The sequence below is a fragment of the Kaistella sp. SH40-3 genome (assembly GCF_030686865.1).
Lineage (GTDB): Bacteria > Bacteroidota > Bacteroidia > Flavobacteriales > Weeksellaceae > Kaistella.
Genome location: NZ_JAQYUS010000001.1, coordinates 101,953 through 123,078 on the forward strand (window position 1 = coordinate 101,953; position 21,126 = coordinate 123,078).

The 21,126-nt window shown below is 35.9% G+C and carries 16 protein-coding genes and 5 tRNA genes; 4 read left to right on the forward strand and 17 right to left on the reverse strand.

The genetic code is table 11. The features are described from left to right. The first annotated feature begins 14 nt into the window (after positions 1-14). The gene (locus PUH65_RS00475) at positions 15-596 is read left to right on the forward strand and encodes a hypothetical protein (RefSeq protein ID WP_305517896.1); all 582 of its coding nucleotides are present in this window, start codon (positions 15-17) and stop codon (positions 594-596) included. A 75-nt stretch (positions 597-671) separates the two neighbouring features. On the opposite strand, the gene PUH65_RS00480 is transcribed toward PUH65_RS00475, so the two are convergent. Both PUH65_RS00480 and PUH65_RS00485 read right to left on the reverse strand, forming a co-directional pair. After that, the gene (locus tag PUH65_RS00480; protein ID WP_305517897.1) at positions 672-1,436 is read right to left on the reverse strand and encodes a TIGR03915 family putative DNA repair protein; all 765 of its coding nucleotides are present in this window, start codon (positions 1,434-1,436) and stop codon (positions 672-674) included. Further along, positions 1,437-2,696: a putative DNA modification/repair radical SAM protein gene (locus tag PUH65_RS00485; RefSeq protein ID WP_305517898.1), complete on the reverse strand. Its 1,260-nt coding sequence runs from the start codon at positions 2,694-2,696 to the stop codon at positions 1,437-1,439. A 637-nt stretch (positions 2,697-3,333) separates the two neighbouring features. On the opposite strand from PUH65_RS00485, the gene rpoB reads away from it, so the two are divergent. From rpoB to PUH65_RS00500, 3 genes are all read left to right on the forward strand, one after another. Further along, positions 3,334-7,161: a DNA-directed RNA polymerase subunit beta gene (gene rpoB, locus PUH65_RS00490; RefSeq protein ID WP_305517899.1), complete on the forward strand. Its 3,828-nt coding sequence runs from the start codon at positions 3,334-3,336 to the stop codon at positions 7,159-7,161. Positions 7,162-7,244: 83 nt separating this feature from the next. Then, positions 7,245-11,510 carry a DNA-directed RNA polymerase subunit beta' gene (gene rpoC / locus PUH65_RS00495; protein ID WP_305517900.1) on the forward strand — a complete coding sequence of 1,422 codons (4,266 nt, stop codon included), beginning with the start codon at positions 7,245-7,247 and terminating at the stop codon, positions 11,508-11,510. Positions 11,511-11,596: 86 nt separating this feature from the next. Then, positions 11,597-11,908, forward strand: a complete 312-nt coding sequence (locus PUH65_RS00500; RefSeq protein ID WP_305517901.1) for a DUF3467 domain-containing protein — start codon at positions 11,597-11,599, stop codon at positions 11,906-11,908. Positions 11,909-12,081: 173 nt separating this feature from the next. On the opposite strand, the gene rplL is transcribed toward PUH65_RS00500, so the two are convergent. From rplL to PUH65_RS00575, 15 genes are all read right to left on the reverse strand, one after another. Beyond that, complete coding sequence (gene rplL / locus PUH65_RS00505) at positions 12,082-12,447, reverse strand: 50S ribosomal protein L7/L12 (RefSeq protein ID WP_305517902.1); 366 nt, start codon at positions 12,445-12,447, stop codon at positions 12,082-12,084. Positions 12,448-12,500: 53 nt separating this feature from the next. Next, positions 12,501-13,100 (reverse strand): 50S ribosomal protein L10, encoded by a 600-nt coding sequence (gene rplJ, locus PUH65_RS00510; protein ID WP_305517903.1) that lies wholly within the window; start codon positions 13,098-13,100, stop codon positions 12,501-12,503. Between the two features lie 13 nt (positions 13,101-13,113). Then, complete coding sequence (gene rplA, locus PUH65_RS00515) at positions 13,114-13,806, reverse strand: 50S ribosomal protein L1 (RefSeq protein WP_305517904.1); 693 nt, start codon at positions 13,804-13,806, stop codon at positions 13,114-13,116. An 11-nt stretch (positions 13,807-13,817) separates the two neighbouring features. Then, the gene (gene rplK, locus PUH65_RS00520; RefSeq protein ID WP_305517905.1) at positions 13,818-14,261 is read right to left on the reverse strand and encodes a 50S ribosomal protein L11; all 444 of its coding nucleotides are present in this window, start codon (positions 14,259-14,261) and stop codon (positions 13,818-13,820) included. 346 nt (positions 14,262-14,607) lie between these two features. Then, a complete protein-coding gene (locus PUH65_RS00525) occupies positions 14,608-16,755 on the reverse strand; it encodes a prolyl oligopeptidase family serine peptidase (RefSeq protein ID WP_305517906.1) in 2,148 nt (715 codons plus the stop codon). 184 nt (positions 16,756-16,939) lie between these two features. Then, complete coding sequence (locus PUH65_RS00530) at positions 16,940-17,158, reverse strand: hypothetical protein (RefSeq protein WP_305517907.1); 219 nt, start codon at positions 17,156-17,158, stop codon at positions 16,940-16,942. Positions 17,159-17,313: 155 nt separating this feature from the next. Beyond that, complete coding sequence (nusG, locus tag PUH65_RS00535; protein ID WP_305517908.1) at positions 17,314-17,856, reverse strand: transcription termination/antitermination protein NusG; 543 nt, start codon at positions 17,854-17,856, stop codon at positions 17,314-17,316. A gap of 14 nt (positions 17,857-17,870) precedes the next feature. Beyond that, positions 17,871-18,074, reverse strand: coding sequence for a preprotein translocase subunit SecE (gene secE, locus PUH65_RS00540; RefSeq protein WP_305518406.1), 204 nt, complete (start codon positions 18,072-18,074; stop codon positions 17,871-17,873). Positions 18,075-18,087: 13 nt separating this feature from the next. Then, a tRNA-Trp gene (locus tag PUH65_RS00545) sits at positions 18,088-18,158 on the reverse strand. Between the two features lie 55 nt (positions 18,159-18,213). Then, positions 18,214-19,401 carry an elongation factor Tu gene (tuf, locus tag PUH65_RS00550; RefSeq protein WP_305517909.1) on the reverse strand — a complete coding sequence of 396 codons (1,188 nt, stop codon included), beginning with the start codon at positions 19,399-19,401 and terminating at the stop codon, positions 18,214-18,216. A 756-nt stretch (positions 19,402-20,157) separates the two neighbouring features. Next, on the reverse strand, positions 20,158-20,349 hold the full coding sequence (locus PUH65_RS00555) for a hypothetical protein (RefSeq protein WP_305517910.1): 192 nt from the start codon (positions 20,347-20,349) through the stop codon (positions 20,158-20,160). 201 nt (positions 20,350-20,550) lie between these two features. Further along, a tRNA-Thr gene (locus PUH65_RS00560) sits at positions 20,551-20,622 on the reverse strand. A gap of 50 nt (positions 20,623-20,672) precedes the next feature. After that, a tRNA-Gly gene (locus tag PUH65_RS00565) sits at positions 20,673-20,745 on the reverse strand. 85 nt (positions 20,746-20,830) lie between these two features. After that, positions 20,831-20,913, reverse strand: a tRNA-Tyr gene (locus PUH65_RS00570). Between the two features lie 20 nt (positions 20,914-20,933). Next, positions 20,934-21,007 (reverse strand) — tRNA-Thr (locus tag PUH65_RS00575). Positions 21,008-21,126 lie beyond the last annotated feature (119 nt).

Here is a 21,126-nt window from a genome sequence, read left to right on the forward strand (position 1 = left end):
TAAATATAAAAGAAATGAAAAAAATATTTTCAATATTAACTTTATCAATTATCGTGGGTTTAAATGCCCAAGTAGTAATTGGCGGAGCAACTGGATCAGCAGGATCTAATACAACTTCTGTATTATTAGACTTTGTCACAGGACAAAACAAAGGAATCATCGTTCCTTATGTACGAGTAATGCCTGTAGCAGGAAATGCCCGCACAGAAGGAACCATCTTATTAGATGCAACTGATCCTACCAAAGCAAGAATGAAATTTTATAATGGCAACACTTTACCGTTAACCAATGGTTGGGTAGATTTAAGTGGCCAAGACGCCAATCTTACATTGCCTACAAATTACATGGCGTCGCAACCGACCATATTGCAAGCACCAGAATCCGCTACATCTAAAGCGATTATCGGCGCACAATCTAGTAGTGCAGATGGGGTTTTGGTTTTGGAATCTTCCAATAAAGCGATGGTATTACCTATCGTTGCAGATGTGCAAAATATCCTGAGTCCTTCGCCGGGAATGATGGTTTACGTTAATAAAACTGGCGCAAAAAGACTGGCCGTTTTCAATGGTAGTAAATGGTCTTTCTGGGCACCCTAAAATCAAACACTCAATAATTGAAGTCACTTCGAAAGGAGTGACTTTTTTATTTCATTGTGAATTAGGATAGTCGGCTTACAATTTCTCTGTTAAGTATTTCCAATATCTTTTTGGTAAAGACTGCACATGGAGTTTTAAGTTTTTACGTTCTGGAATATTGGTTTTAAAAAAATACCGCTGCCATAATTTTTGATACTGAATTTCTTCTTCATGAAGAATATTTTCAGTCCTTTTCAATTGCTGAGTATGCTCTAAGGCAGGTTCAAAAAATTGAACATTACTTAAATCGTAGAAAATTCCGTAATGCCTTTTTAAATCGTAAATCATCCATTTTTGATCTCGATACCTATTTTCAAAATGAGTGATAATTAAAGGCAACACATTAAAATCAGGTTCAATCTTAGAAAAATAAACCTCATCTTGCAGTTTTTCAAAACGAACAAATGCATGCATTCGGTGAACCTCCCGACTCATTGATTTGGTGATTTTCGCAATGTCCATCATATCAACATCTGCAAAATTATTTAACACGTTCTCTTTTGGATTTTTAATACAAGCAGAAACTGTAGAAAGAATGAGTCGTTCTAAATTTTCATTTTCAGAAAAATAAACGCTGAGTAATTGAGAGACGCCTTTTTTTCCTAAATTGGATTCTATTTTTTTTAAAACCCGATCCGCTTTTCCCTGATCTGTTATCACTTCATGGTGATCTGTAAAAATAGATTCGGTTTGATAGTTTTCAGCAGCGATTATTTTTACGGGTTCGAATCGACATTCGTACACCTCAAAAATCGCCGTCATTAAACCTTCAAAAGTTCCATCGTAAAGAAGAGTCGTCATTTAAAAAAGCGTCAACTGTTGGGAATGTGGATTTTGGAATTTTGATTTCATTCCTTGCAGAATTATTTTTCGAAAATTAAAATCATCAATATATTTGTTAAAAATATTTTGCGATTCGAACTCCAGGAAAAACTTTGCACGATTTGTAGCAACACCCATTTTTCTTAAATCCTCCAGATTTAATTTCTGAAAATTTCTTGCAGTCAAAATTTTAAACATAGATTTACGTCCGATTCCAGGAACGCGTAAAATCATTTCTTTGGACGCCGTATTGACGTTCACTGGAAATTGCTCACGATTACGCAGTGCCCAAGCCAATTTGGGGTCAACTTCTAAATCCAGGAAAGGATTGCTTTTTTCTAAAATCTCATCGGCTTTAAAACCATAAAACCGCATCAACCAATCGGCTTGATATAGTCGATTTTCCCGCAACATGGGAACTTGAGAATCAATCGAAGGCAATCTTTTATCTTCCAACATCGGCACATAACCGGAATAGTAGACTCTTTTCAAATTAAAATTTTGATAAAAATGATCTGCTACTTTTATGATTTTTAAATCCGTCTCATCCGTCGCTCCTACAATAATCTGGGTTGATTGTCCTGCAGTCGCAAATTTAGGAACATTTCTAAAAATCTTTTTTTCCTCTTTATATAAGGTGAGTTCATTTTTAATGAAACCCATCGGTTTTATCATCTGGTCATGAGATTTTTCGGGTGCCAAAAGTTTCAAACCTTTGGTAGTCGGAATTTCTAAATTAATGGAAAGACGATCTGCATACAGACCGGCTTCTTTCATCAATTCATCACTTGCGCCTGGAATTGATTTTAAATGAATGTAGCCATTGAATTTATGTTCGGTTCGAAGCTTCTTGGCAACTCTCACCAGTCGTTCCATAGTGGTATCAGCATCTTTAAAAATTCCGGAACTTAAAAAAAGACCTTCAATATAATTTCGACGGTAAAAGTTAATCGTTAAATCTACCACTTCTTCTACAGTGAATGCCGCTCTTTTTATGTCATTCGATTTTCGGGAAACACAGTATGCACAATCATAAATACAATGATTGGTTAATAGAATTTTTAGTAAAGAAACACATCGCCCATCTTCCGTATAGGAATGACAAATCCCTGAAGCGTGACTGTCGCCTAAGCCACCATTCTTATTCTTGCGATTTCCACCGCTAGAGGAACACGATACATCATATTTTGCTGCATCTGCCAGAATTTCGAGTTTTTCTTGAAGGCGGGGGAAATTCATCAATTGAAATATTTATGGAATCAAAATTACAACCTTTGAAGCGCGCGAACAAAGTTTTACAGAAGTTTAACACTTTGTGTAAATCATTATAAGTCAATACTTTTTAGATAAATTAAATAACAAAAATTCAGTTATATAAATGAAAAACACAAACAAATAAGTGATAATTTAAAATAAATTAATACATTTGAAATGAATTGATCATTTAATTTTTCTCCTTAGACCAATTTCAATTATTCTCTTCTATCTGAAAATAGGTTAGGGTTCAAAATCAGCGTGTTATTTGTGAAAACCAAATTTATTACGTATCTTTGCACTCAATTTTGGCGCATATAATTGTTTACTTGACTTTAAAATATTGATTATCAACTCTTTCATTTCTTGAAAGAGGATTTTCTGTTTTCATTATCAATCCAACAAAAATTACCGCCAGAATTACAGTGAAAATATTTTGCACTACGTCGTGAAAAGATATACCGATGTTGCAGTTAGAAAGACCCAAGAATAAAGAGCAGAGAGCCAAGACTTCTCCTGATTGCGCCAAAAATCAACCGTCTGAACTCAAATTCATAGTCTAGTTTCTTTCTGATATTTTATAAAACAAAATATTTTTTAACCCTCATTCTTTAATTTTTTTATGAGTAAATCTAAAGCAGTCGCTAAAACTCAGGCCAATGAAAGAATCAATTTCTCTGAAGCAAAAGGGAAAATTGTGACTCCTGACTTTTTGGACATTCAGATCCAATCTTTCAAAGAATTTTTCCAGTTGGATACCCTTCCGGAGCAGAGACTCAAAGAATCTTTGTACAAAACCTTTGAAGAGAATTTCCCAATTACCGATTCTAGAAACAATTTCGTTTTAGAATTTTTAGATTATTTGGTAGATTCACCACGATACTCGAGAGACGAGTGTGTAGAAAGAGGTTTAACCTATTCGGTTCCTTTAAAAGCACGTTTGAAATTGTATTGTACCGACCCGGAACATGAAGATTTTCAAACCGTTGTTCAAGACGTTTATTTAGGACCTGTTCCTTACATGACGCCGTCTGGATCATTTATTATTAATGGTGCTGAGCGTGTAATTGTAACTCAATTACACCGTTCGCCAGGGGTTTTCTTTGGCCAAACGTATCACGCCAACGGAACTAAATTGTACTATTCGAGAATTATTCCTTTTAAAGGATCTTGGATGGAATTTACAACCGACATTAACAATGTAATGTTTGCGTATATCGATCGTAAGAAAAAATTACCTTTAACAACTTTGTTAAGAGCAATTGGATACGAATCTGATAAAGACATTTTACAAATATTTGACCTTGCTGAAGAAATTAAAGTTTCTAAAGCCGCTTTGAAAAAAGTAGAAGGTAGAGTTCTTGCAGCGAGAGTTTTGAACACTTGGTTCGAAGATTTCGTTGATGAAGATACAGGTGAAGTAGTTTCTATCGAAAGAAATGAAATCATCTTGGATAGAGAAACAGTTCTTGAAAAAGAGCATGTTGAAATGATTATTGATTCAGGTGTGAAATCAATTTTGATTCACAAAGAAAATTCAAATGAATTCTCAATCATCCAGAATACTTTACAAAAAGATCCAACCAACTCTGAAAAAGAAGCGGTTGAATATATTTATCGTCAATTGCGTAACGCAGATCCGCCCGATGAAGAAACTGCACGTGGAATTATTGAAAAATTATTCTTCTCTGAGCAACGTTATTCATTAGGAGAAGTTGGTCGTTACCGATTGAACAAAAAATTAGGATTAAATATTCCTGAGAAAACTGAAGTTTTAACCAAAGATGATATCATCGCGATCGTAAGACATTTGATCCAGTTGGTAAACTCTAAGGCGGAGGTTGATGATATTGATCACTTATCAAACAGAAGGATTAAAACTGTTGGTGAACAATTATCAGGACAGTTCGGTGTAGGTCTTTCTAGAATTGCAAGAACAATTCGTGAGAGAATGAACGTTAGAGATAACGAAATCTTTACGCCGATTGACTTGGTTAACGCGAAAACTTTAACCTCAGTAATCAACTCGTTCTTCGGAACCAACCAGTTGTCTCAGTTCATGGACCAAACCAACCCACTATCAGAAATCACGCACAAGCGTAGACTTTCTGCCCTAGGACCTGGTGGTTTATCAAGAGAGAGAGCAGGTTTCGAGGTACGTGACGTTCACCATACGCACTACGGTAGAATCTGTCCGATTGAAACTCCAGAGGGACCAAACATTGGTTTGATTTCTTCTTTAGGAATTTATGCGAAAATCAATACTCTTGGCTTCATCGAAACTCCTTACAGAAAAGTAGAAAACGGTAAAGTTGACTTAAAAGGCACTCAGATTTATTTGAATGCTGAAGATGAGGAAGATAAAACAATTGCTCAGGCAAATATCGACATGAAAGATGATGGAACGATCCTTACAGACAGAGTTATTGCTCGTTTGGATGGTGACTATCCGGTAGTTGAGCCTAAACAAGTTGATTTAATTGATGTTGCACCAAACCAGATTTCTGGTATTTCTGCTTCATTAATTCCTTTCTTGGAGCATGATGATGCGAATAGAGCTTTGATGGGATCAAACATGATGCGTCAGGCAGTTCCATTATTGAAACCAGAAGCACCAATTGTAGGTACAGGTTTAGAAAAACAAGTTGCAACAGATTCAAGAGTTTTAATTAATGCTGAAGGAAATGGAGTTGTAGAATATGTTGATGCTGATAAAATCACCATCAAGTACGAAAGAACTGCAGATCAGGATTTAGTATCGTTTGATTCTGGAACCAAAACTTATAAATTAACCAAATTCCGTAAAACCAACCAGAGTACGACTATTACTTTGAGACCAAACGTAAGAGTTGGCGACAAAGTAGAAAAAGGTCAGGTTCTTTGTGATGGTTACGCAACAGAAAATGGTGAATTAGCAATCGGTAGAAACCTAACCGTAGCATTTATGCCATGGAAAGGGTACAACTTTGAGGATGCAATTGTAATTAATGAAAAAGTAGTTCGTGAGGACTGGTTTACTTCAATTCACGTTGATGAATATACATTGGAAGTTCGTGATACCAAATTAGGTATGGAAGAATTGACTGCAGATATTCCTAACGTTTCTGAAGAAGCGACCAAAGACTTAGACGAAAACGGTATGATTAGAATCGGTGCTGATGTGAAGCCTGGTGATATCATGATTGGGAAAATTACTCCAAAAGGAGAATCAGACCCAACGCCGGAAGAAAAATTATTGAGAGCAATCTTCGGTGACAAAGCTGGAGATGTAAAAGATGCTTCCTTGAAAGCAGATTCTTCATTAAGAGGAGTTGTAATCAACAAGAAGTTATTCTCAAGAAACATTAAAGACAAAAAGAAAAGATCCGAAGAGAAATTGAAACTTGAAGAAATCGAAAACACGTACAAAGCGAAATTCGATGAATTAAGAGCAACCCTTCTTGAAAAATTAGGAACTTTAGTTAACGGTAAAACTTCTCAGGGAGTTAATAACGATTTGGCTGAAGAGATTATCGGAAAAGGCGTGAAGTTTACAACCAAACTTCTTCAATCTGTTGAAGATTATGTAAACGTAAGCGGTGCTGATTGGACGGTTGATGCTGAACGTAATGAATTGGTTAAACAATTAATTCACAACTACAAAATCAAGTACAACGATCTTAATGGTGTTAAAAACCGTGAGAAATTTGCAATCTCTATTGGAGACGAACTTCCTGCAGGAATCATCAAATTGGCGAAAGTTTATGTTGCTAAAAAACGTAAACTAAACGTTGGTGATAAAATGGCGGGACGTCACGGTAACAAAGGTATTGTATCAAGAATCGTTCGTGAAGAAGACATGCCGTTCCTAGAAGACGGAACTCCGGTAGATATCGTATTGAATCCACTAGGTGTACCTTCTCGTATGAACATTGGTCAGATTTATGAAACCGTTCTTGGTTGGGCTGGACAAAAATTAGGGTTAAAATTTGCAACTCCAATTTTCGACGGAGCAAGTTTAGAGCAGATTACAGAATATACAGAGCAAGCAGGTTTACCAAAATATGGTAGCACTTATCTATATGACGGTGGAACAGGTGAAAGATTCGCACAGCCAGCAACGGTTGGAATCATTTACATGTTGAAACTTGGTCACATGGTAGATGACAAAATGCACGCACGTTCTATAGGACCTTATTCATTGATTACGCAACAGCCATTAGGAGGTAAAGCGCAGTTTGGTGGACAAAGATTCGGAGAGATGGAGGTTTGGGCATTGGAAGCATTTGGTGCTTCGAATATCCTTAGAGAAATCTTGACTGTAAAGTCTGATGACGTGATTGGTAGAGCAAAAACTTATGAAGCGATTGCCAAAGGAGAAGCAATGCCTGAACCAGGTATTCCAGAATCTTTCAACGTATTACTTCATGAGTTGAAAGGACTTGGTCTTGATGTAAGACTAGAAGAATAATTTTAAATTTTATTTATAATTTTTGAATAGAAATATTCAATGCTTAATCTAAAATCTGAAATCTAAAATTTAAAATCTAACAAATGTCAAACAAAAATAAAACAAGTAATTTTAGTAAAATTACAATTGGTCTTTCTTCTCCCGAATCTATTTTACAGGATTCAAGAGGTGAAGTTTTAAAGCCCGAAACAATAAACTACCGTACGCACAAGCCGGAAAGAGATGGTCTTTTCTGCGAAAAAATCTTCGGTCCTGTTAAGGATTACGAATGTGCTTGTGGGAAATACAAAAGAATCCGATATAAAGGAATCGTTTGTGACCGTTGTGGTGTTGAGGTTACCGAGAAAAAAGTACGTAGAGAAAGAATTGGCCATATTGGCTTAGTTGTTCCTGTTGCTCATATCTGGTATTTCCGTTCTTTACCAAATAAAATCGGATATCTTTTAGGATTGCCGTCTAAGAAATTAGACATGATCATTTATTATGAAAGATATGTTGTAATTCAGCAAGGTATCGCTAAAAGAGCAGATGGTGCTGACTTCGATGATAAAGAATTCTTAACTGAAGAAGAATATTTAGATGTTCTAGATACCCTTCCTGCAGATAATCAATATCTTGATGATTCTGATCCGAACAAATTCATCGCTAAGATGGGTGCTGAAGCGGTTGAGCAATTATTAAGCAGAATTGATTTAGATACTTTGTCATTCGATTTGCGTCACAAAGCGCATAACGAATCTTCAAAACAAAGAAGAACTGAAGCTTTAAAAAGACTGAACGTTGTAGAAGCGATTAGAGGAGCAAATACAAGAATGATCAACCGTCCAGAATGGATGATTATGAGAGTGCTTCCTGTAATTCCACCAGAATTGAGACCTTTGGTTCCATTGGATGGTGGTCGTTTTGCGACTTCAGATTTAAATGACCTTTACCGTAGAGTAATCATTAGAAATAATCGTTTGAAGAGACTTTTGGAAATTAAAGCTCCTGAAGTTATCCTTAGAAACGAGAAAAGAATGTTACAGGAATCTGTAGATTCATTATTCGATAACACCAGAAAATCTTCTGCTGTAAAATCGGAATCTAACAGACCATTGAAATCACTTTCTGATTCATTGAAAGGTAAACAAGGTCGTTTCCGTCAAAACTTATTGGGGAAACGTGTGGATTATTCTGCCCGTTCTGTAATCGTCGTAGGTCCAAACTTGAAATTGCACGAATGCGGTATTCCAAAAGATATGGCAGCGGAATTGTACAAACCGTTTATCATCAGAAAACTGATTGAAAGAGGAATTGTAAAAACTGTGAAATCGGCAAAAAGAATCATTGATAGAAAAGAGCCAGTTGTTTATGACATCTTGGAAGGAATCATCAAAGGTCACCCGGTTCTTTTGAACAGAGCGCCTACTCTTCACAGACTAGGTATTCAGGCATTCCAGCCGAAAATGATCGAAGGAAAAGCAATCCAACTTCACCCATTGTGTACAACTGCATTTAATGCGGATTTCGATGGTGACCAGATGGCGGTTCATTTACCTTTAGGGCCTGAGGCAATCTTAGAAGCACAACTTCTAATGTTAGGCTCTCAGAATATCTTGAACCCTGCAAATGGTTCACCGATTACGGTACCTTCTCAGGATATGGTTTTGGGTCTATATTATATGACCAAAGAATTATCATCAACTGATGATATGAAAGTTTTAGGTGAAGGTTTGGTTTTCTATTCTCCGGAAGAAGTAGAAATCGCTTATGCAGAAGGAAAAGTTTCCCTAAATGCAAAAGTGAAATGTAGAGTTCTTGTAAAAGAAAACGGAGAATTGGTAACTAAATTAGTAGACACAACTGCTGGTAGAGTATTATTTAACCAAATCGTTCCAGAAGGTGTAGGTTATGTTAACGAACTTTTAACCAAGAAATCATTGAGAAATGTAATTGGTAGAATTTTGGCTGACACCGATTTCCCAACAACTGTAGAATTCTTGGATGACATGAAAGACTTAGGTTATTCTCATGCATTCCGTGGAGGACTATCATTCAGTTTAGGTGATATCGTAATTCCTGCAGAAAAGAAAACCATGATTGCAACTGCTGTAGAAACAGTAGATGAAATTAAGGCAAACTATAACATGGGTCTTATCACCGATACAGAACGTTATAACCAGGTAATTGACGTTTGGACCAATACCAATGCAGGATTAACGGAGATGATTATGAGCAGAATGAAGACCGATCAAGGTGGATTCAACTCTGTTTATATGATGCTTGATTCTGGAGCAAGGGGTTCCAAAGAGCAGATCCGTCAGCTTTCAGGAATGAGAGGTTTGATGGCAAAACCGCAAAAAGCCGGTTCATCTGGTGCAGAGATTATCGAAAACCCGATTGTAGCGAACTTTAAAGAAGGTTTATCCATCTTAGAGTACTTTATCTCTACTCACGGTGCTCGTAAAGGTCTAGCGGATACCGCACTAAAAACTGCCGATGCTGGTTACTTGACCAGAAGATTGGTAGATGTTGCACAAGACGTTATCATTACTGAAAACGACTGTGGAACTTTAAGAGGAACAGAAATTACACCACTTAAGAAAAATGACGAAATCGTTGAACGTATTTCTGAAAGAGTATTAGGTAGAGTTTCTTTACATAACGTTTATGATCCAGAAACCGATGAAATCATCGTTGAAGCAGATCAGTTAATTAATGAGGCTTATGCTAAAGCAATTGAAGCAGCTGGAATTGATAGCGTAGAAGTTCGTTCTCCATTAACTTGTGAAGCGAAAAAAGGAATCTGTGCAGCGTGTTACGGTCGTAATTTAGCAACTGGTAAACCTATTCATATGGGTGAAGCAGTTGGCGTTATCGCAGCACAATCCATCGGTGAGCCAGGAACTCAGTTAACATTGAGAACCTTCCACCAAGGGGGAACTGCAGGGAATATTTCTGAGAATCCATCAATTGTTGCAAGACGTGATGGTATCGTAGAAATGGATGAGATTAGAACGGTAACTTCAGAAAACGAAGCTGGTAAAAAAGCCGAAATCGTGGTTTCCCGTTCAACGGAATTCCGTTTGGTAGCAGACAATGCTGCTAGAACACCGTTAATGGTTGCCAACATTCCTTATGGATCTGAATTGGCTGTTAAACCAGGTGATAAAGTAATGAAAGGAGATTTAATCTGTAAGTGGGATCCGTACAATGCGGTAATCATCGCGGAATCTGCAGGTAAGATTGAGTATGAAGATATTATCCAAGGGGTTTCATTCTCACTAGAGATTGATGAGCAGACTGGTTTCGAAGAGAAAGTAATTTCTGAATCTAGAAACAAGAAAGCAGTACCAACCTTGAAAGTTGTGGATTCTAAAGGAGTTGAGCAAAAAGCATACAACTTACCGGTAGGAGCACACATCATGGTAAACGATGGTGAGAAAATTAAAGCTGGTAAAGTAATGATCAAGATCCCAAGAAAATCTGCAAAATCTGGAGATATTACAGGGGGTCTACCGAGAGTTACCGAATTGTTCGAAGCGAGAAATCCTTCAAACCCAGCGGTAGTTACAGAAATCGACGGAGTGGTATCTTATGGTAAAATCAAAAGAGGTAACCGTGAGTTAATCGTAGAAGCAAAAACTGGAGAAATCACTAAGTATTTGGTGAAATTATCGAATCAGATTTTGGTTCAGGAAAATGACTTCGTAAGAGCTGGATCACCATTATCAAATGGATCTACTACACCAGATGACATCTTGAAAATTAAGGGACCAACTGCCGTACAGGAATATTTGGTAAATGAAATTCAGGAAGTATATCGACTACAAGGGGTGAAAATCGATGATAAACACTTCGAAATTATTGTTCGTCAAATGATGACCAAAGTGTCAATTGTAGATGGTGGAGATACTCAATTCTTAGAAGGTGCACTAGAACACAAAGGAGATTTCTTAGAAGAAAACAATAGAGTGTTCGGTCTAAAAGTAGTAACAGAAGCGGGCGATTCGAAAGAATTCAAACCTGGTCAAATGATTACCTCTAAAGATCTAAGAGACGAGAATTCTAAACTTAAACGTGAAGATCTGGCTTTAGTAGAAGTTCGTGAAGCACTTCCTGCAACTGCAACACCAGTATTGCAAGGGATTACCAGAGCGGCACTACAGACCAAATCATTCATGTCTGCAGCCTCTTTCCAGGAAACGACGAAAGTATTGAACGAAGCAGCAGTTTCAGGAAAAGTAGATTACTTAAGCGGACTGAAAGAGAACGTAATTGTAGGACACAGAATTCCTGCAGGTACAGGTCTTAAAGACTATCAAAACGTGATCGTGGGTTCTAAAAAAGAATTCGAAGATATCAACTAAATATTTTAATTACAGATTACGGATATAAGTTTTAAATAATTTATATTCGTAGTCTATAATTTTTAACTTAAAATATAAAATTTAAAATGGACAACAATCAGAATCAAAATCAAGATCCAAACAACATTAACATTAACTTAAACGAAATGGTTGCTCAAGGAGTTTACTGTAACCTTGCTTTAGTAAACCATTCCCCTTCAGAATTCGTTGTGGATTTCATCCAAATGATGCCAGGAGTTCAACAAGCGAACGTACGATCAAGAGTAATCTTGGCGCCACTACACGCAAAAAGAGTAATGGCTGCATTGCAACAAAACATCAATAACTACGAACAACAATTCGGAGAAATCAAAGAAGTTGAGCCTTTCGTATTAGGACAAAACAACGTACAAGCTTAATCAGCAAAACGTTTTTAAAATAGAAATCCCGATTCATTTATTTGAGTCGGGATTTTTTTGCTTTCAGTTTGTTTAATTTAAAGAAATACCACTCGTCCAAGGTAAGTACCATTAAGCACAAAAAAGCCATCTCGTATAAAACGAGACGGCTTAGTTATAAGGTTGAGGAAGAATTATTTCAATTCTACTTCAGCACCAGCTTCTTCTAATTGTTTTTTCAACGCTTCAGCTTCGTCTTTAGAGATTCCTTCTTTGATTGCAGTCGGAGCTCCGTCTACCATATCTTTCGCTTCTTTAAGACCTGCACCAGTTAAATCCTTAACTAATTTTACAACTGCTAATTTTGAAGCACCTGCTGCTTTCAAGATTACGTCGAATTCAGTTTTTTCTTCTACTGCTTCGCCAGCACCTGCAACAGCAGCTACAGCTACAGCAGCTGGTTCGATTCCGTACTCATCCTTAAGGATAGTAGCTAATTCATTTACGTCTTTAACGGTTAAGTTTACAAGCGTTTCCGCTAAGTTTTTTAAATCTGACATTTTAATAATGTTTTAATTGTTGAACGATTTATTTGATTTTTTTTTGAGTCTAATTACTCTGCACTAGGTGCATTGGTAGCGTCAGCACTTGCTTCTGGAGCAACTTCTGCTGCTGGGGTTTCTGCCTGAACTTCTTCCGCAACAGGAGCAGCCTCTTCAGCATCTCCGTTTGCTTCATCTTTGTTCTGTAATGCAGAAAGAACATTTCTAAGTGGAGATTGAAGTAATGTGATGATTTCACCAATCATTTCTTCTCTAGACTTGATGCTAACTAAAGTAGCTAAGTTTTCGTCGCCTACGTAGAAAGTTTCTTGTAAATAAGCAGATTTCAAAGCTGGAATTTCTGCTTTTTTTCTGAATCCTTGAATCAACTTTGCCGGAGCATTTGCTGTTTCAGAAATCATAATAGCAGAGTTACCTTTGAAAGTTGGGAACATTTCAGAGTAATCTACTCCTTCGATTTGTTCCAATGCTTTTTGTAGTAAAGTGTTTTTTACAACTTTTACAGTGATATTTTGTTTAAATGCTTGTCTTCTAAAATCTGAAGTCGCAGCAGCATTCATTCCTTCTAGACTTGCTACATAAACCACTTTCGCGTCTTGTAACACTTCTTTTAATTCTTGTATTACTAATACTTTATCTTCTTTTGTCATTGTCTTTCAGATTTTAGTTTACAGATTTAGTATCAATTGCAATACCTGGACTCATAGTAGAAGACAAATAAATGCTTCTTACATAAACACCTTTAGACGCTGTTGGTTTCAATTTGATTAATGTCTGAATTAATTCAGAAGCATTTTCTCTAATTTGAGCAGGGTCAAAAGACACTTTACCAATTCCAGCGTGGATGATTCCGTATTTATCAACTTTAAAATCAATTTTACCTGATTTTACTTCAGATACTGCTTTACCGATATCCATCGTTACAGTTCCTGATTTAGGATTTGGCATTAAACCTCTTGGACCTAAAATTCTACCCAATGGACCTAATTTACCCATAACAGCCGGCATGGTAACGATCACGTCAACATCAGTCCAACCATCTTTAATTTTCTGTAAATATTCATCAAGACCTACATAATCAGCACCAGCTTCTTTCGCTTCTGCTTCTTTATCTGGAGTTACCAAGGCCAATACTTTTACATCTTTACCAGTTCCGTGTGGAAGAGATACAACACCTCTTACCATTTGGTTCGCTTTTCTAGGATCAACTCCTAATCTAACTGCGATATCAACAGATGCATCAAATTTTGCAAAGTTTACTTCTTTTACCAAAGCCGAAGCTTCTTCAAGAGAATAAATTTTGTTTTTTTCTATTTTGCTTAAAGCTTCTTTTTGCTTTTTAGTTAATTTTGCCATATCTATAAGTTTTAAGCGTTAGTTGGTTTAGTTCCTGTTACTCTCAATCCCATAGATCTTGCAGTTCCGGCAACCATAGTAAGGGCACCATCCATCGTAAAACAATTAAGATCTACCATTTTATCCTCAGCAATTTTACTAACTTGAGCCCAAGATACAGCACCTACTTTCAGTCTGTTTGGCTCTCCTGAACCTTTTTTCTGCTTAGATGCTTCTAAAAGTTGGATTGCCACAGGTGGAGTTTTAATTACGAATTCAAATGATTTGTCTTCGTACACTGTAATTACTACAGGTAAAACTTGTCCTGGCTTGTCTTGAGTTCTTCCGTTAAATTGCTTACAAAACTCCATAATGTTCACCCCTGCAGAACCTAATGCAGGACCTACTGGTGGAGATGGGTTTGCTGCTCCTCCTTTTACTTGGAGCTTCACCATTTTAAAGACTTTTTTAGCCATTTTTATTTTTTATAAAAAATTAATAATTTATGAATGTGGAAGCATTTATAAATCTGTAACGAGGCGCGATAAAACACAACTTTACATTTCGGATTGCAAAATTAAGAATAAATTTTGATTACACAATAGATAAGGTATTGATTTTTAGAAAGAATTTTAAAAATTGTCGAATATTTATAACAATCACCTATTATCTCAAATGGCTTTATTGTATTTTTGTTAAATCATCAAATTTAATAAAACTTATTATCAAAAGAAAGATTGTTGAAACCGCCTTTCCATTATTTATTAATAATGAAAAAACCGCTATGAAAACGGTTTTGACAAATAATATTATTGTAAGTAATTATTTGATATATTTAAAATTAGGATGATTTGTTTGCGCAAGAGCAAAAGCATACATATCTGCATAATTTCGATACGTAACATTTTTATCTTGAGTAAAATGTCCGTTTTCATAATCTACATAAAACAGAACGGGTTTTCCAGATGTTGAACTGTTTTGCATTGTTGCAGCAAATTTAGCAGGCATCCAGGGAATAACTCTTGGATCATTAATCCCTGTTCTTACTAGTACAGCGGGATATTTTACATTTTCTTTAATTTTATGTTGTGCATCCATGGCAATTAAACCTTTCAATTCCTCAGGATTTCCCAGCGCTCCAAATTCGGGAATTTGATTGGGACCGTTTGGGGTAATCTCCATTCTTAACATATTGGTACAGCCTACTTCTGCAATGATTGCAGCAAATAAATCTGGACGTTCTGCCACCGCATTCCCAATAAGAATACCACCAGCACTCATTCCCGAACCAATTAATTTATCTTTGGAGGTGTACTTATTATTGACTAAATAATCAGCGCAGGCAATAAAATCTTTCCAGGTATTTTCTTTAGTGCCTTTAAATGCGGCTTTGTGCCACGCTTCTCCTTTTTCTCCACCACCTCTTACATGCGCCACTGCAACAATTACATTTTGTCTAAGAAGTGCATAATTTGCTTCAGAGAAGTACGGGAACATAGACACTCCGTATGATCCATAACCATCAAGATAAAGAGAATTACTTCCGTCTATTTTTATATTTTTTGGATAGATAATAGAAAGTGGAACCATCGTTCCATCGTAACTTTTAATTTCTATCTCCTTTACAACAAATTCTCCCTGATTTGGATAAACTGCTTTAGTATTAAATAGTTTACTCACCTCAACTTTATTATCTTTTAATTGTACGTTATAAAAAACATATGGATTTAACCACCCATAGTTAACCGCAACTGCTTCATCTCCTTCTCTACTATTTAAAGGCAGCATCGCATTACTTCCTTGTGGAAGCGGTATTTTGTTTAGGGCTAAACTATTTCCATCAATTTGGTATAAGTCGATATTCATTCCGTTAGCCACTCTATAGACCAAGTAATTTTTGGTTGCTGTAATTCGAGTAATTAAATTTTTTCCTTCTGGGACGACAATTTTAGCATTTTTAAAATCAGGTTTACTCATAGAAGTAACTCCAATCTTAAAATTAGGCGCATTTTTGTGAGTAAGAAAAAAAACTTTATCTCCGATAATACTAAAATCTGTGATCTCATCATCAAATCCTATGAAGGGCTTCCAATTGATGGATGATTTACCGAATTCTGAAGCAGGAGCATAATAAACTAACTGCTCCCTCTGCACCGACCCTATATCTAAAAACATATATCTGTAATCATCGGAAAAATAAGTGGACACCCAGTTTTCAGGTTTTATTGGAAGCGAAGGATTTTTTAACCGGGATGCGATTTCGATATCTTTAGAGGTTGCAGTTCCCAAAAAATGCTGCATCGCACGCATATCTCTAAGCATGTCATTGCTTGTATTATCTGCATTTTGAAGTTTTATATAAAGTACAGACTTTTGATCCGGCGTCCAAGAACTGATTCCACCCCAAACCGGAGTTAAAACATCGGGTAATAGTTTTTTTGTTTTTATGTCAATGAATCGGCTTTCACCTATTTCCGCACCGCTTTCTGCTAAACCCATCGCCAATATCGATCCATCTATATTGGTTGAAAAATCTTGAATCTCATAGGTTTTACCAGCAACATAATTTTCTGGATCGAATATAAGTATCTCATTCCCAGATCCGTCACGCATATACAATTTTGCAACTTTTTCGCCACGCAAAATTTTAGTGTAGAAATAATTGTTACCACTTTTTTTAACGTTATAATAATCGGCATCTTTCAATTCATCCAGATATTTCATGTCGTTAAATAATTGATCTCGTCCGGAAATTTTTTCAATATAATTCTTACTAAAGTCAGCCTGATTTTTAAACCAGTTTGTTACTTCAGGATTTTTCATGTCTTCTAACCACCTGTAATTATCGGTAATTTTCACTCCATTATAATTGTCAATGACTGCTTTTACAGGTGTTGCCGGATAATTGAATTGTGCATTCAAATAAACTGCGAAACAAAACAGCAGAAGAGTTACTACATTTGTTTTCATAGTTTCTAATTTTTATGATAACAAAGGTAAATTCACATAAATAAAACCATCAAGTTAAATCACCCTTTTAAAATTGATTTAACTTATAAAATACTGCTGTGTTATATATGCTATAAATAATAAAAGTGATCAATCTTTCGAACGGCCTCTTTACAATTGCAATTCAAGAAAGCAATTTGTATTTTTAATTCGTGAACATTAATTTTTTCATAATCTTCTCTTTTCCTGATGAAATTCCTAAAATATAAATCCCTTTCTTAGCAGAAACTGGGATTTCTAAATTGTCCAATTTTTTTTTAAAGTTTTTATTAAAACTCTTTACCAGGAATAAAGCAATCTCGACATCACGAAGGAAATTATTCGTTTTAATTTTCAAAGAAGTCAGCACCGCATTTTCAATCATCAATTACTGAAGAGAATTCTGCTGGGTGGTCAAAGTCACATCATCAACATAAATTTCATTTAAAGGAGAATATTTTTTCATAGCATTTGGATTTTTGCACAAAAAAAAAAAGACTATTCTTTCGAATAGTCTTTTAAATATTTTTAAAAAGCTGTTTATACTTTTTCTACTTGCATAAAACTTAGTTCCATTGGTGTTTTTCTTCCGAAAATCATTACAGATACTTCAATTTTCTTTTTATCTTCGTGTAGTTTTTCTACAGTACCGTTAAACCCATTGAAAGGACCATCGATTACCTTTACGTTTTCACCAACTACAAAAGGAATTGCTGTATCGATTGCGAACTCAGAAAGTTCATCCATTCTACCAAGCATTCTATTCACTTCTGATTTACGCATTGGTACAGGATCACCACCTTTGGTTGAACTCAAAAAAGAAATAACTCCTGGAATATTCTTAATGATGTGAGGAACCTCCCCTACTAGATTAGCTTCTACCATTAAGTATCCTGGGTAATAAGGTTTTTCTTTCGGTACCTTTTTACCATTTCTTATCTGGATTACTTTTTCCATAGGAATGACTACTTGAGTTACGAATTCCTCTAAGCCATAATGCTTCATTTCGCTCTCAATATAGGTTTTCACCTTATTTTCCTGTCCACTGATGGATTTCAGAACATACCACTTCAAGTCACTCATTTCGGAAAATAATTTTAATTGAACAGATTGATAAAGAGCGATATCATATTCGCAATAGATTTACTGAACAATGAATCAACGCCAAAAGTGAATAATGCAAGAAGCACCGTACCAATAGTTACTACTACTGTTGAAGATTGCAACTCTGGCCACTTTGGCCACTCTACTTTATCTTTGAATTCGATATAAGAACCTTTAATAAAATCTACTAAACTCATTATCATTAATTTGCACGGGCACAAGGACTCGAACCCTGATCAACGGTTTTGGAGACCGGTATCCTACCATTGGACGATGCCCGTAGATTAAAAAAGGTTCCGTAAGTTTCCCTACGGAACCTTTATTATATTTTAGAAATTAATCAGTGATTTCAGTTACCTGACCAGCACCAACTGTTCTACCTCCTTCTCTAATTGCAAATCTAAGACCTACGTTAAGAGCGATTGGTTGCAACAATTCTACAGTAATTGTTAAGTTATCACCTGGCATTACCATCTCTACACCTTCTGGTAAGAAGATTTCACCTGTAACGTCAGTTGTTCTTACGTAGAACTGTGGACGGTATTTGTTGTGGAATGGAGTGTGACGACCACCTTCTTCTTTAGAAAGGATATAAACCTCTGCTTTGAATTTTTTGTGTGGAGTTACAGAACCTGCTTTCGCGATTACCATACCTCTTTTGATGTCGGTTTTCTCAATACCTCTTAATAAGATACCTACGTTATCTCCTGCTTCACCTCTATCTAAGATTTTACGGAACATTTCTACTCCTGTTACAGTTGATGTTAATTTTTCATCACCCATACCTACGATATCTACTGGATCACCTGTATTAATAACACCTGCTTCAATTCTTCCTGTAGCAACTGTACCACGACCTGTAATAGAGAATACATCTTCGATTGGCATCAAGAAAGTTTTGTCAACATCTCTTGTTGGAAGTTGGATCCAAGAATCAACAGCATCCATTAATTCTTCGATTTTCGCTACCCATTTTGGATCTCCGTTAAGACCTCCTAGAGCAGAACCTTGGATAACTGGTGTATTGTCACCATCATAGTCATAAGAAGAAAGAAGCTCTCTTACTTCCATTTCTACTAATTCTAGTAATTCAGCATCGTCAACCATGTCAACTTTGTTCATGAATACAAGTACGTTAGGTACGTTTACCTGACGACAAAGCAGGATGTGCTCTCTAGTTTGAGGCATTGGTCCGTCTGTAGAAGCAACTACCAAGATAGCACCATCCATTTGAGCAGCACCAGTAACCATGTTCTTAACATAATCGGCGTGACCTGGACAGTCTACGTGAGCGTAGTGTCTGTTTGCAGTTTCATATTCAATGTGTGAAGTATTGATTGTAATACCTCTTTCTTTTTCTTCTGGTGCAGAATCGATAGAAGAGAAATCTCTTGCTGTTCCGTATCCTTTGTCAGATAACACCTTGCTAATTGCAGCAGTAAGTGTAGTTTTACCATGGTCTACGTGACCGATGGTACCAATGTTCAAGTGTGGTTTGTTACGATTAAACGTTTCCTTTGCCATGATATAAATTATTTATTAATTAATTATTCTTTTTTTCGGTGCGCAAATATAGTCATTTTTTGAATATTGAAAACCTTTTTTAGAAAAAAAAGTTGAATATTCAAAAATATTGGTTTACACCATTCTATATATAAACGAAATACCGGAGTGCAAATTTAGGTAAAAAAATTTATTTAAGAAAATGTATAAAATAATTTTATAAAAACATTTCCCTTTTTTAATGATTTATAATATTATTCCCAAATGCCTAAATATCCTTAAACCCTTTATATCCTATATTTTTTTTAGATTTCATATTTAAATGTTAATGAATTAAAGTTTTGTTAAAGTTTTATTTTCTCTAAAATAGATGCGAATTTTTGGGCTCACATTAAGAGATTCACAATATTCATTCTTTGAATCCATCCGATTGAGAAATGAAACTGGTTATGAATTAACCTTTTTACAAATCGATCTTTAAACTCTTCTCTTCTAAAAGAATTAAACGAGACATAAATGATCGTCATTACAATACCAAAAGGCAATGAAAACGCAACACTCAGATTCAAGGCAATCTTACACTTTAGAGACCACATCATATTGCTTTTAAGTAATAAACATAGCCAGAACGGGTATGAATGAGTGTAACTGCAAAAATTTCATCAATCTTCTTTCTTGAAAAATTAATATAAACTTCCTCCGTTTTGGTATTCGTGATTTGTTGTTTAGAAACCGTTCGACCTGAGGCTTCTGCCAGAAAAACCAATAATTGAAACTCTACGTCAATGCTATTTCCTGTCGGCCACGAAAAAATTCCTGATCGGTTTTGCTAATGTTCAAATCTTCTATTGAAAAAAAATCGTCGATGACTTTGTCCTGAGCATTATTTCTTCGAACGAGCAACTGAATTCTCATCAATAATTCTTCAAAGTGGAAAGACTTTATCAGCAAGTCGTTTGAAGACTTCATTCTTATCAGATAAATCACCGTACGCGGAAATCATGTTGATGAGAATGTTTTGATCCTCTTCCGGAAATTTTTTCGCAGACTTATAAGCCGTTTACTTTAGGAACATCAATGTCGAATAAATAAATATCGTAGGGATTCAAAAGTAGATCTAGGAAAATTTAGGCATAAAAAAATCTCTCTAAAAAAAGAGAGATTACACAGAGCCAACTATGAGATTTGAACTCACGACCTCTTCCTTACCAAGGAAGCACTCTACCCCTGAGCTAAGTCGGCGAAAAATTAAAAAAAAATCACAAGCCGCTGTATTGGTTGTGATTTTTTAGAGCGGAAGACGAGGGTCGAACTCGCGACATTCAGCTTGGAAGGCTGACGCTCTACCAACTGAGCTACTTCCGCATTTTTGTTTCCAAAAACTGTTGGTAAACGGTTTGCAAATTTACAATAAATTTACATATTCACAAAAACTTTTTAATAAAAAATGTGGGGAGGGTAGGATTCGAACCTACGAAGTCGTAAGACAGCAGAGTTACAGTCTGATCCATTTGGCCACTCTGGAACCTCCCCTATTTTTATTTTTTTCAATGAGCCTCCAGAGGGACTCGAACCCACGACCTGCTGATTACAAATCAGCTGCTCTAGCCAGCTGAGCTACGGAGGCAAAATTTTAAAGAACTTCTTATCTGTTTTTGCGAGTGCAAATATAGTGATTTATTTTACACCTACAATATTTTTTTAACTTTTTTCAAAAAAAATTTGTAGAAATAAAGAACTATTTAT

Bases quoted from the DNA above. Each gene is read 5' to 3' on its own strand.
- PUH65_RS00475 (WP_305517896.1), top strand. From the start codon at position 15: ATGAAAAAAATATTTTCAATATTAACTTTATCAATTATCGTGGGTTTA.
- PUH65_RS00480 (WP_305517897.1), bottom strand. From the start codon at position 1,436: ATGACGACTCTTCTTTACGATGGAACTTTTGAAGGTTTAATGACGGCG.
- PUH65_RS00485 (WP_305517898.1), bottom strand. From the start codon at position 2,696: ATGAATTTCCCCCGCCTTCAAGAAAAACTCGAAATTCTGGCAGATGCA.
- rpoB (WP_305517899.1), top strand. From the start codon at position 3,334: ATGAGTAAATCTAAAGCAGTCGCTAAAACTCAGGCCAATGAAAGAATC.
- rpoC (WP_305517900.1), top strand. From the start codon at position 7,245: ATGTCAAACAAAAATAAAACAAGTAATTTTAGTAAAATTACAATTGGT.
- PUH65_RS00500 (WP_305517901.1), top strand. From the start codon at position 11,597: ATGGACAACAATCAGAATCAAAATCAAGATCCAAACAACATTAACATT.
- rplL (WP_305517902.1), bottom strand. From the start codon at position 12,447: ATGTCAGATTTAAAAAACTTAGCGGAAACGCTTGTAAACTTAACCGTT.
- rplJ (WP_305517903.1), bottom strand. From the start codon at position 13,100: ATGACAAAAGAAGATAAAGTATTAGTAATACAAGAATTAAAAGAAGTG.
- rplA (WP_305517904.1), bottom strand. From the start codon at position 13,806: ATGGCAAAATTAACTAAAAAGCAAAAAGAAGCTTTAAGCAAAATAGAA.
- rplK (WP_305517905.1), bottom strand. From the start codon at position 14,261: ATGGCTAAAAAAGTCTTTAAAATGGTGAAGCTCCAAGTAAAAGGAGGA.
- PUH65_RS00525 (WP_305517906.1), bottom strand. From the start codon at position 16,755: ATGAAAACAAATGTAGTAACTCTTCTGCTGTTTTGTTTCGCAGTTTAT.
- PUH65_RS00530 (WP_305517907.1), bottom strand. From the start codon at position 17,158: ATGATTGAAAATGCGGTGCTGACTTCTTTGAAAATTAAAACGAATAAT.
- nusG (WP_305517908.1), bottom strand. From the start codon at position 17,856: ATGAGTGACTTGAAGTGGTATGTTCTGAAATCCATCAGTGGACAGGAA.
- secE (WP_305518406.1), bottom strand. From the start codon at position 18,074: ATGAGTTTAGTAGATTTTATTAAAGGTTCTTATATCGAATTCAAAGAT.
- tuf (WP_305517909.1), bottom strand. From the start codon at position 19,401: ATGGCAAAGGAAACGTTTAATCGTAACAAACCACACTTGAACATTGGT.
- PUH65_RS00555 (WP_305517910.1), bottom strand. From the start codon at position 20,349: ATGAAGTCTTCAAACGACTTGCTGATAAAGTCTTTCCACTTTGAAGAA.